This window comes from Streptomyces sp. RB17 (assembly GCF_009604455.1).
Lineage (GTDB): Bacteria > Actinomycetota > Actinomycetes > Streptomycetales > Streptomycetaceae > Streptomyces.
Map to the genome: position 1 here is coordinate 809,159 of NZ_WEGL01000002.1, position 11,649 is coordinate 820,807.

At 73.2% G+C, this 11,649-nt stretch carries 7 protein-coding genes; 2 read left to right on the forward strand and 5 right to left on the reverse strand.

Annotation, left to right across the window (positions count from 1 at the left end):
- Position 1: 1 nt before the first annotated feature.
- The 4 genes from SRB17_RS10655 to SRB17_RS10670 form a co-directional block, all read right to left on the reverse strand.
- Positions 2-2,221, reverse strand: coding sequence for an NHLP family bacteriocin export ABC transporter peptidase/permease/ATPase subunit (locus SRB17_RS10655; RefSeq protein WP_323375266.1), 2,220 nt, complete (start codon positions 2,219-2,221; stop codon positions 2-4).
- The gene (locus SRB17_RS10660) at positions 2,218-3,024 is read right to left on the reverse strand and encodes an HlyD family efflux transporter periplasmic adaptor subunit (protein ID WP_323375267.1); all 807 of its coding nucleotides are present in this window, start codon (positions 3,022-3,024) and stop codon (positions 2,218-2,220) included. The genes SRB17_RS10655 and SRB17_RS10660 overlap by 4 nt, the downstream gene beginning before the upstream one ends.
- A 101-nt stretch (positions 3,025-3,125) precedes the next feature.
- On the reverse strand, positions 3,126-3,341 hold the full coding sequence (locus SRB17_RS10665) for a type A2 lantipeptide (RefSeq protein ID WP_153537100.1): 216 nt from the start codon (positions 3,339-3,341) through the stop codon (positions 3,126-3,128).
- Between the two features lie 453 nt (positions 3,342-3,794).
- The gene (locus SRB17_RS10670) at positions 3,795-4,208 is read right to left on the reverse strand and encodes a PaaI family thioesterase (protein ID WP_153537102.1); all 414 of its coding nucleotides are present in this window, start codon (positions 4,206-4,208) and stop codon (positions 3,795-3,797) included.
- Positions 4,209-4,391: 183 nt separating this feature from the next.
- On the opposite strand from SRB17_RS10670, the gene SRB17_RS10675 reads away from it, so the two are divergent.
- Positions 4,392-5,777, forward strand: a complete 1,386-nt coding sequence (locus SRB17_RS10675) for a S1 family peptidase (RefSeq protein ID WP_416237036.1) — start codon at positions 4,392-4,394, stop codon at positions 5,775-5,777.
- A gap of 243 nt (positions 5,778-6,020) precedes the next feature.
- Here the strand turns inward: SRB17_RS10675 and SRB17_RS10680 are convergent, their stop codons facing one another.
- Positions 6,021-8,165 (reverse strand): SpoIIE family protein phosphatase, encoded by a 2,145-nt coding sequence (locus tag SRB17_RS10680; protein ID WP_416237037.1) that lies wholly within the window; start codon positions 8,163-8,165, stop codon positions 6,021-6,023.
- A gap of 486 nt (positions 8,166-8,651) precedes the next feature.
- Between SRB17_RS10680 and SRB17_RS10685 the strand changes: the two genes are divergently transcribed.
- Positions 8,652-11,111 carry a SpoIIE family protein phosphatase gene (locus tag SRB17_RS10685; protein ID WP_153537106.1) on the forward strand — a complete coding sequence of 820 codons (2,460 nt, stop codon included), beginning with the start codon at positions 8,652-8,654 and terminating at the stop codon, positions 11,109-11,111.
- Positions 11,112-11,649 lie beyond the last annotated feature (538 nt).

The window sequence follows — 11,649 nt, forward strand, 5'->3', positions numbered from 1 at the left end:
CTCAACGCTCCCTGACCAGCGCGGCGTACGTGCCACCGTGCGCCACCAGCTCCTCGTGCCGCCCGCGTTCGACGACCGTGCCGTGCTGGAGCACCACGATCTCGTCGCTGTCGCGGACCGTGCTCAGCCGGTGCGCGATCACCACGCAGGCGCAGCCGCGCCGGCGCAGGTTGTCCATCACGACCAGCTCGGTCTCCGCGTCCAGCGCGCTGGTCACCTCGTCCAGGACGAGGATGCTCGGCCTGCGGACCAGGGCGCGGGCGATCTCGAGCCGTTGCCGCTGGCCGCCGGAGAAGTTGTGGCCGTCCTGCTCGACCTTGCTGTGGATGCCGCCCGGCCGGCGCATCACCACGTCGTACAGCGCCGCGTCCTTCAGCGCCTCCACCACGGCCTCGTCCGGGATCGACGGGTCCCACAGCGCCACGTTGTCGCGCACCGAGCCCTCGAAGAGGAACACGTCCTGGTCGACGAAGGAGACGGAGGCGGCGAGCGCGCCGCGCGGGATGTCCTCGAGGCGGCGCCCGTCGATGCGGATCACCCCGTCCCACGGCGCGTACAGGCCCGAGATCAGCCGGGACACCGTGGACTTGCCGCTGCCGGACCCGCCGACCAGCGCCACCTGCTGCCCCGGGCCCACGGTCAGGTCGAAGCCGCTCAGCAGCGGCTTGTCCAGCGGGCTGTAGCCGAACGTGACGTTCTCCAGCTCGACGTGCCCGTGCAGCCGGCGCGTGGAATCGGCGCCGCCCCGGCGGGCGTAGAGCGGGTCGGCCTGGAAGTTCTCCACGTCCTTCAGCCGGGCCACGTCGGCCGCGAAGTCCTGGATGCGGCCCGCCACGCCGTTGAGCCGGGTGAGCGGGGCGGTGAACCGGGTGACCAGTGCCTGGAAGGCGACGAGCAGCCCCACCGAGATGTGCCCCTCGACCGCGCGCAGGCCGCCGATCCACAGGATCAGCGCGCTGTTGAACGTGGCGAGCGTCGGCGCGACCACCCCGAGCCAGGCGCTCGGCACCCCGAGCCGCTGCTGCTCCTCCAGCGTGGTGGCGTGCTGCCCGGCCCACTTGCGGAAGAAGCCGTCCTCGCCGCCGGTCGCCTTCATCGTCTCGATCAGCTGAAGACCGGTGTACGAGGTGTTGGTGAGCCGTGCCGTGTCCGCGCGCAGCTTCGCCGTACGGGTCGCGCGCAGCCGTACGACCAGCCGCATGGCGACCACGTTGAACAGGGCCACGCCGATGCCGACGAACGTCAGCTGCGGGTCGTAGGTGTAGAGCAGCACGGCGTACAGCACGACGACGATCGCGTCCACGCCGGCTGCCGCGAGGTCGCGGGCCAGGGTCTCGGCGACCTGGTCGTTGGACTGCAGGCGCTGCACCAGGTCGGCGGGGGAGCGCTGGGCGAAGAACGTCACCGGCAGCCGCAGCAGATGGCGCAGGAAGCGGGCGCTGGAGAGGGTGGAGGAGATGATCCGGCCGTGCAGCAGGTTGGCCTGCTGGAGCCAGGTCAGCACCAGGGTGAGCAGGACGCAGGTGCCCATGGAGGCGAACAGCACGCCCAGCAGGGAGGTCCGGCCGCCGATGAGGAACGTGTCGATGTAGGTGCGGCTGAGCGCGGGCACGGCGGCGCCGACCGCGACCAGCAGCAGGCTCGCCAGGACGGCGGCGGGCAGGGTGCCGGCGGTGCCGCGCAGCCGGGCCGGCATCGCGCCGAGCACGCCCGGCTTGCGGCCGCCCTTGCTGAAGCCGTCGCCCGGCTCCATCACCAGCACCACACCGGTGAAGCTTCCGTCGAACTCCTCCATGGGCACGAAACGGCGGCCCTTGGCGGGGTCGTTGATGTACACGCCGCGCCGGCCGAAGCGGCGGCCCATGCCGTCGTAGACGACGTAGTGGTTGAACTCCCAGAATAGGACGGCCGGTGCCTGCACCTCGGCGAGGGCGGCCAGGTCCATCTGCATGCCCTTGGCGGTCAGGCCGTAACTGCGGGCCGCCTTCAGCAGATTGGAGGCGCGCGAGCCGTCGCGGGAGACGCCGCAGGCGATGCGCAGTTCCTCCAGGGGGACGTGCCGGCCGTAGTGGCCGAGGACCATGGCGAGCGAGGCGGCGCCGCACTCGACCGCCTCCATCTGGAGCACGGTGGGTGTACGGACCGTGCCGCCACGGGGCTTGGGGACCGGGCGCTTGGCCGGGGCGGCGCGTCTGCGGCCGCGTTCCTGCGTGGCGGTCACGGGAGCAGCCAATCGATCGGGTGCTGGTCGGCCAGCTTGACGGAACCGGAGGCGAGCGTCATGGAGTCGAGCCGGAACGGCGGCCCGTCGCTGGTGGACCACTGGTAACCGCTCTTGGTGGCCGTCGACGTGTCGAGCGCGACCAGTACGGCCACCGGGCGGCCCTTGCCGGTGAACTGCTGCCCGAGCTGGCTGTCGCCGAGGAACGCGGAGATCGACTGTGCGGACTGCGCGGTCCGGTCCACCGACTTCACCCGGCCGCGCAGCACGCCGTAGGTCTGCGCCGGCACCGAGGAGACGGTGAGGTCGACGGAGGCGTGCGCCGGGATGGCGGCGGCGTTCTGGGCGGGGACGTACACGGTGGCGTACAGCGGGTCGGAGGCGTGCGCGATCTTCTCCACGGCGGCGACATCGGTGCCGGTCTGGATGATCTGGCCGATGGTGGCGGCGAGCGTGGTGACACGGCCCGCGGCGACCGTGCGGACCACCGAATCGCCCTGTGCCGTACGGACCTTGAGGACCGGAGCGTTCGCGGGCAGCCGCTCGCCCTGCCGGGCGAGGACGGCCGTCACCTGGCCGGACACCGGGCTCTGCAGCACATAACTGCCCTGACCGTGCGTGAGGACGGCCGGTGCGCTCACCGTGGAGGCGACCGAACCGGTCACCGCCCAGACGGAGGCCGCCGCCATGACGACGACGGTGACGCCCAGGGCGAGCCAGCCCTGGGGGCGCGCCAGCCGCACCGGAAGGTCCAGCTCTTCCGGCGACTGGAGCTTGGCGAGGGCCTGTTGGCGGAACTGCACGGAACTTCCCTCACCTGTGGGAGAGACGCGGGTGTTTCAGGGCATCCGAGAGCCCCGGAGCCGAGGGACGGCTCCGGGACTTCCGATGCAACGAGGTGCGATCAGAGACCGGCGACCAGGTCGGTGACCGGCTGCACGTTCAGGCCGGTGACACCCTCGACGGTGCCGATGGCCGTGTCGGCCACGCCCGAGACCGGGGCGATGCCGTTCAGGGCACCCGTGGCGGAGTTGAGGGCGTTCACGGACAGACCGCCGGAGACGTTGTCCAGCTCGGCGTCCGAGATCTCGACGGTCTCGACCTGGGGGGTGGAGTTCATGGTGGAACTTCCCTTCCTAATGGATATTTCACAAGGGGGAGCGGCCCCCTCTGGGGACAGACGGACGGCCGCGACCGCGGGCGCCGGGCCCCCGTCGCCGGGAGCCCGCCGCGACCCCCGCGGTGCGATGGATCAAAGCACGCAGCGGGTGTGGGCTTCCAATCAACCTGGGCTCTCACCTGGGCACTTGATGTTCGAAGGGGTGCATCCGTGCAGGCGTGCGCACGCCACGTCGGCGACTCCTTCACATGCGGCACGGCATCGTCGCGGTAGGCCTCTTGCCCAATGGACGGCGAATCCGGCACTCCACACCAAAGGAGTGCCGGGGGGCGTGCGGATGTGCAGATCTCCGGTCAACGGTGACTTGGTTGAGTATTCAATGTGCAGATTCCCTGAAGCAGGGATTCCACATTGCGTCCGGAACGGACCGTTACCGATCAGTAGCAGTCCGTGTCAGCCCAGAATCGCGTACACCGTGCTCGCCCGGGCCGCGAGCGCCCCCGAATCCGCGTCGCTCAGGGTGATGTCCGCGAACGCCATCCGGCGGCCCAGTTTGGTCAGCACCGCTTCGATCCGGACATCCGAACCGGTCACCGCCCGCTGGAACGACGTCGACTGCTGAACCGTCGTCATCGGCACGAAACCGCCCCGCGCGGCGGACACCGCGATCACCGTCGCCGTGTCGGCGGCCGCCATCAGGGCCTGCCCCGACAGGCCCCCGCCCTCCCGGGCCAACCGCTCGGACCAGGGCAGTCGCAGCACGGCCCGGTCCTCGCCCACTGCCTCGACGGCGAGCCCGAGATCGAGCACCCAGGGGGCGAAGCGGGTGGAGAGGATCTTGTCGGCCTCGGCAGGGGTCATCGTCATGCGGGGAGTGTTCCCGGCCGCTCGCGGCGACACGCGGGGCGTGGCCGATTCGCCCGCCCGGCACGGCCGTTGGGAAACGGAATTGAACACACCGCACGGCCGGTGCGTACGTACGGCCATCCAGGCGCCCCGATACGAACTGCCCGCAAGCGGCAGGCCCCCGTCCCCAGGAGGTCGAGAAGTTTGAGTCACAAGCGAATGCCCAAGCGCAAGGCCGCGATAGCGGTGGGCGGTGTCGCGGCCCTCGGAGCGGCGGCGCTTCTGCTGCCCAACGCCAACGCCTCACAGGACAAGAACCAGGCGTCGAGCACCACCGGCACCGCGAAGACGCTGAAGGCCACTCAGGCCTCGAACCTGGCCGCCCAGCTCCAGAAGGCCCTCGGTGACGCCTTCGCCGGGTCCTACTTCGACAGCGGCAGGCAGCAACTCGTCGTCAACGTGGTCTCCGGCGACAACAACGTGATCCAGCAGGCGAAGAAGGCGGGCGCGGTCGTCCGGCAGGTGAAGAACAGCACCAGCGACCTCAAGGCCGCCGCCGGCACGCTGAAGACCAAGGCGACGATCCCCGGCACCTCCTGGGCCGTGGACCCGCGCACCGACAAGGTTCTCGTCACCGCCGACTCCACCGTGACCGGCGCCAAGTGGGACAGACTGCAGTCGACCGTGCAGAGCCTCGGCTCCGGCATGGCGACGCTGAAGAAGTCCGCCGGCACCTTCAAGACCTTCGTCTCGGGCGGCGACGCCATCTTCGCCCAGACCCAGCAGGGTGGCGTCCGCTGCTCCCTCGGCTTCAACGTCACCGCCTCGGACGGCAGTCCCGCCTTCCTGACGGCCGGTCACTGCGGAGTCGCCGCCAAGGACTGGTCCGACTCGCAGAACGGCCAGCCCGTCGCCACCGTGGACCAGGCCAAGTTCCCCGGCAACGACTTCTCGCTCGTCAAGTACAACGACCCGAGCACGCAGGCGCCCAGCGAGGTCAACACCGGCAACGGCCAGACCGTGCAGATCACCCAGGCCGCCGATGCCACGGTCGGCGAGACCGTGTTCCGCATGGGCTCCACCACCGGTCTGCACGACGGCCAGGTCACCGGTCTCGACGCCACCGTGAACTTCGCGAGCGAGACCGTCCCGGGCGCCACCGACACCGTCAACGGCCTCATCCAGACCAATGTCTGCGCCGAGGCCGGCGACAGCGGCGGCTCCCTGTTCACCCAGGACGGCGGCGCCGTCGGCCTCACCTCCGGCGGCAGCGGCGACTGCACCAGCGGCGGCGAGACCTTCTTCCAGCCGGTCACCGCCGCCCTGCAGGCCACCGGCGCGACCCTCGGCAACGCGGGCAACGCCGGCAACGGCGCGGGCGGCCAGTCGGGCTCCGCCGACCCGTCGGCATCGGCGGGCGACCAGCAGGGCGCGGGCGGCGATCAGACCGGCGGCTCCGCCGACCCGTCCGCCTCGGCCGGGGACCAGTCCGGTGCCGGTGCCGGCTCCGCGGACCCGTCCGGCAGCGGCAGCGACCAGTCCGGCGCCGGCTCCGCGAACGACGGGTCGTCCCTGACCAGCACGCGGTAGCGCTCGGCTCGGGGGCCGCGGCAGGTTGGTGCCGCGACCGGCCGTCTTACGTCCGGGGGCGTCGTGCATGGTCGCGCCCACGCGGCCGGAGCCCCATGGCAAATGCAGCCCCGCGCTCCCTGGGGGCGGGGCTGCCCTTGGGGACGCGCTGCCACCCCCCGTCTCCCGCCGGCCTCACCCGCGGTTCCGGTCGGTGGGGAACGGTCCGGCCCTCCGGCGGGAGGGCCGGACCGTCGCATGTGGTCAGGCGTCGTCGCGCGCCCGCAGCAGCAGTACCGCCACGTCGTCCATCCGGGTCCGGGCCGCCGCGCTGTGCCGGATCACCTCGTCCGCCAGCGTCTCCAGCGGCTCGGCGCCGGTCTCCGACAGCAGCCGGCCCAGGCCGACCAGCGCGTCCTCGATGTCGCGCCCGGGCGTCTCCACCAGACCGTCGGTGTACAGGACGAGCACCGCGCCGGGAGCGAGGGACACCTCCGTCGTCGGATACACCGCGTCCGGGTCGATCCCCAGCAGCGGGCCCCCGGCCAGGTCCAGCACCCGCACCTGTCCGTCCGGCCGCCTCAGCAGCGGCGGCGGATGCCCCGCCCGCGCCATGACGGCCCGCCCGCGCGCCGGGTCGAGCCGCAGATACAGGCAGCTGGCGAACAACTCGGTGCCGAGGTCGATCAGCAGCCGGTTCGTGCTGCTCATGACCTCGTGCGGGGCCTGCCCGACCGTGGTGTACGCCCGCACCCCGGTGCGGATCTGCCCCATCAGACCCGCCGCGGTCACGTTGTGCCCCTGGACGTCCCCGATCACCGCGGCCGTGAGCGGCAGCGTCGGCACCAGGTCGTAGAAGTCCCCGCCGATCTCCATGCCGTGGGTGGCCGGCAGATAGCGGGCGGCCGCCTCGATGCCGGGCGGCGGCACGAGCGTGTGCGGCAGCAGGGCCTGCTGGAGCCCGTGTGCGAGCCGGTGCTTGGCGTCGTAGAGCCGCGCCCGCTCCAGCGCCTGCGCGATCAGGCCGCCCAAGGACGTCAGTACGGCCCGCTCGTCGGCCGGGAAGACATGCGGCTCGGCGTACGCCAGCACACACGTGCCCACCGGCCGCCCGGACGCGATCAGCGGCAGATACGCCCAGGCCGCGAAGCCGTCCGAGGTCTCCTGCCGGCCCGGATACAGCCGCTCCCGTTCCTCCTGGCTGCCGAAGAACGCGGGCACTCCGCTGTTCAGCGCATGGGTGCCCGGGGTCCGCTCGGTCAGCGGCAGCCCGTGGAACCGCTCCACGGTGTGCGGGTCCCGATAGCCGCGGTGCCCCAGCACGTGCAGTCGCCCGCCCTGCGAGCCGAGGATCACCATCGCCTGGCTGCCCACCGCCGGCGCCACCTCGTCCCAGACCAGCTGCACCACGTCCTGCACACCGACCGCCTCGGTCAGCGCGCCCGCGAGGCTCAGCACCTGGGAGATCGTCACCAGCCGCGGCGGGGTCGCCTCCTCCCGCGGCGCCTCGCTCGCCATCTGCGCAACCGCCTTGGCCCGGCTGATCCGCACGCTCAGCCCGGTCGTGCTCGGGTACATCCGGAACGACAGCCACTCGCCCGGCGGACGCAGCGCCACGAACGACATCATCTGCTGGCTGAGCAGCGCCCCCCGGTACCTGTCCTCGTACATCGGGTCGTTCAGCCAGGGGACCGACGCCCACATCAGCGTGCCCAGCAGCTCCCCGGCCGGTCTGCCGAGCAGCTCGGCGGCGGCCGTGTTGACGAACCCGATCCGGCCGTGCAGATCCAGCGACACCAGCCCGTACGGCAGCCGGGACACCATCCGCGCCGCCTCCACCGAGCCCAGCGTGTCCGCCACGGCACCCGCCGGCTCCGTCAGCACATCGGCCCCGCGGACGAGCGGCCGGTCCTCCTGCGCGGCCCGCTCCATCCGCAGTGCCAGCCGGTCGCAGGCCGCCCACAGATGGTCCCGCTCCCAGTCGGACAGCTCCGGCGGATGCGTCCCGGGCCAGGTCACGAACACCGCGCCGTACACCTTCCGGTCGGTCGCCACCGGCAGCGCGGCCAGCGCGAACGGGTACGGCAGCACCACCGCGATCCGCGGATAGCAGCGGGCCATCTCCTCCTCGCCGCCCACCCACACCAGCCGCCGCGCGCGCACCGCGTCGGCGACCGGGAGCGGCGCGGACAGCCCGACCCGCTCCCACGGCGCCGCGAACGTCCGGGGCATGCCCGCGTGCACCGCCATCTCCAGCACCGGTTCGTCGGACCTGAGCAGGTAGAGGCCGCCGAAGTGCGCGTGCACCTCCTGCATCATCGAGACCAGCGCAAGCGAGAGCACCGGATGGGCGGCCGGTGCCCCGTCGGCCGCCGGTGCCGGTCCCGGCCCGTCGGACACGCCGACCACCTCCTCGCACGGCCGCGTCGCGCATCCTGGGCACAAGATTCCCTCGCGGGCGCGCACCGCGCACGGCGAGCGCCCCGGCCGCACTCCGGGGGCCCTCGGGTGAGGAGGCACTGGAGTGCTGGGCCGGTCGCCGGGCACCATCGGTGGCGGGACGGGACGGCTGCGCCGTCCGCGGTGAGCGGTCAGGCGTCGGCAAGCCGCCGGAACGGGCCGTGTGCCGGCCTCCGGGACGGCGCGACGCGCCGTCGTGAACAGCGGCGCGTCGCATCGGCCGCCCCGGGAGGCGGTCGGGCGTGTCGTAGGAGTGTCCGCCGGCGCGCGTGTACACCTTGTACCGCGTGTCCATGGACCTTCCGCCCCTCGGCCACGACGTCACCGTGCGGAACTCATGGGCCAAGGATGTGTTCGGCGCCTTTCGAGCGAACGGGCCCGTCAGCGCAGCGCGAGCCTTCACAGGGGCTGCGCGGGAGCCCCACACGCGCTGTAATGGCGAACGTGGTGAGGAGCGAGGGCGCTGCGGTCAGCAGAACAAGAACGGAGCGTGCCGAAGCCGCCCTGGAGACGCTCACCGCGGCACCCGCCACGCCCGACCGACTCCGGAGGGTCCTCGAACAGGCACTGGTGTTCGCCGGGGCGGCCTTCGCCGGGGTCTACGCGCCCGGCGACGACCCTGCCGAGCTGCACCTCGCCGAGTCCGCGGGCCTGCCGCGCACGCTGTACGGGCTCCGTGACGGCTATCCGGCCGCCGGAGGGTCCCCCGTCGCCGAGGCCCACCGCACCGGACGGCCGCTCTGGCTCGGTCCCGAACAGCTCGCCGGCTGCCCCGAGGCACGGCGCACCCCCTCCCCGGACTTCTCCATGGCCGCCCTGCCGCTCGGCACGGCGGGCCGCGGCTGTCTGCTGGCCGTCAGCGAGCACCCCGGCGGTTTCGGCACCGACGACCGCGCCTGCCTGGAGCTGGTCGTCCGCGCCATCGCCGTACCCCACCCGCCCGCGCCCGCCGACGACGGCGGCGAGCTGCCGCCGGACGCCTTCAGCCTCGTCATGGACAGCGGCCGGGTCGAGGTCGGTGACCAGATCCTGCGGCTGTTCGGGCTCGCCCGGGACGACTTCGACGGCCGGGTGGAGACCCTGCTGGCGCTCACCGTCCCCGAGGACCTGCCCGCGCTGATGTCCGTGGTCGAGGCGGACCACATGTCGATCGGCGACCGCGAGCTGGAGTTCCGCGTGCTGCAGCCCTCCGGCCCGCCCAAGTGGCTGCGGCTGCGCGGCCGGCTGCTGCCCGCCGGGGAGGGACGCTCCGCCCGGCTCGTCGGCACGGTCGCGGACGCCTCCACCCTGCGCTCCGACGTCACCGACGTGGCCCGGGTCCAGCGCCTGGCCGCCTCCCTCGCCACCGCCACCACCGTCAAGGACGTCGGCAAGGCCGTCGTCGCCGCCCTGCGCGGGCCGCTGCAGGCCGACCGGCTCGCGCTCGCCGAACTGGAGAACGACCGGCTCGTCGTCACCGTCCTCGACCCGCCCGAACCCGAGGCCTGGCCCGAGGTGTGGCGCACCGAGTGGCGCACCGAGTGGCCCGACGCGCCGGTGCGCGCCATGCCCACCCTCGCCACCGCGCTGCGCGAGGGCCGCTCCCGGATCTGGCCCGCCGGCACCCCACTGGAGCCCGCGCTCGCCGAGGTCGGCCCCGGGGGACTTGCGGTGCTGCCGCTGCCCGCCGGCGGCCGCATGGCCGGCGCCTGCCTGATCGGCTGGGACCGGCCGCACCGCTTCAGCCCCGACGAACGGGCCCTGCTCACCGCCTGCGCGGGCCTCGCCGGCCAGGCCCTGCTGCGCGCCCACGCCTTCGACGCCGAGCACGAACTCGTCGGCATGCTCCAGCGCACCCTGCTGCCGCGCCGGCTGCCCCGGCTGCCCGGCGCGGTCGCCGTCGCCCGTTACCTGCCCACCACGGCAGGACTGGAGGTCGGCGGCGACTGGTACGACGTGATCCCGCTGGCGGACAACCACGTGGCCCTCGTCATCGGTGACGTGCAGGGCCACAACGCGGGCGCGGCCACGCTGATGGGCCAGATGCGTACCGCGCTGCGCGCCTACGCCGCCGAGGGACACTCGCCCGACGTGGTCGTCGCGCTCGCCAACCGCCTCCTCCTGGACATGGAGACCGACCTCTTCGCCACCTGTGCCTACGTCGACGTCGACGTGGAGCAGGGCACCGGCTGGTGCGTGCGCGCCGGCCATCTCCAGCCCGTGCTGCGGCACCCGGACGGCACGGCCGAGATCATGCGGGCCGAGGGCGGGCCGCCGCTGGGCGTACTGCCGCAGGCCGACTTCCCGTTGACCCCGATGCGGCTGCTGCCCGGCACGGTGATCGCGCTCACCACCGACGGCCTGGTGGAGTCGCCGGACGAGGACATGGACGCCGGCATGGACCGGCTCTCCGCCCAGCTGGCGGCCGCCGACCCCGAGCACCTCGGGCTGGTCGCCGACGCGCTGCTCACCGGCGCACACCGGGGCGACGACGTCGCCCTTCTGCTGATGCGCTACGACGGGCTGGCCGTACGCCCGCTGCGGGAGAGCTGGACGGTGTGGCGGGTGCCGGAGGCGGTGCGGCACGCCCGCCGCTTCACCCGGCGCACCCTGCGGGTCTGGGGCGTCTCGCCGGACACGCTGGACGCGGCCCTGCTGGTGGTTTCCGAACTCGTCACCAACGCCCTCGTGCACACCGACGGCCAGGTCCGCCTCGACATGAGCCTGGTCAACCACCGCCTGCGCCTCGCCGTCGCCGACACCTCCCCACGCAGCCCCGTCAAGCCCACGAGCATCGGCTGGGAGGCCACAGGGGGCCGGGGCATCCTCCTGGTGGAGGCCGTGTCGGCGGCCTGGGGGACGGTCCCGGTCAGCGGCGGCAAACAGGTGTGGGCCGACCTCGTCCCCAGGGACTGACCGCCACAGCGGGCCGGGTGTCGGGCGCCGGGCGGTCGGCAGCCGCGGCTCGCGTCGCGTGGCGTGACGGCGTCGTGTGGCGTGAGGTGACTGGTGCGGCAGCGGATGCGGTGGCGGCCGGTCTCGCGCGCGTCGGCGGAGAGCCGCTGTGGGCCTCGCTCTCGCGGGCAGGTTGCCGTTCTGGGTCTTCTTCCACCCCCTCGTCGCCGCTGCCGGGCTTGTTCGGCCGTCCGGCCTTCCAGGGGGCGGCCTTGTCCCTGGCGGCTGATCGGCGATCACCGGCCCCTCACCGCCGTTCGACCGCCACTGCCCAGCGCCCGTACCCGCCCCGTCGGCTGACCGCCGCTGTCCGGCGCCCGTATCCGTGTTTCCTGGCGCGCCGCCCCGGTGACCGATCGGCGCCCGGTGCCTGTACCTGCCCCGTCCCCGGCGCGCCGCCCCGTCGGCCGACCAGCGATCGCCGCCCCCTGCCTGCCCTCGCCACTCCCCGCCCTCCCCAGCGCCCCGGCCCGCCGGCACACCGACGATCGTCGGCCCC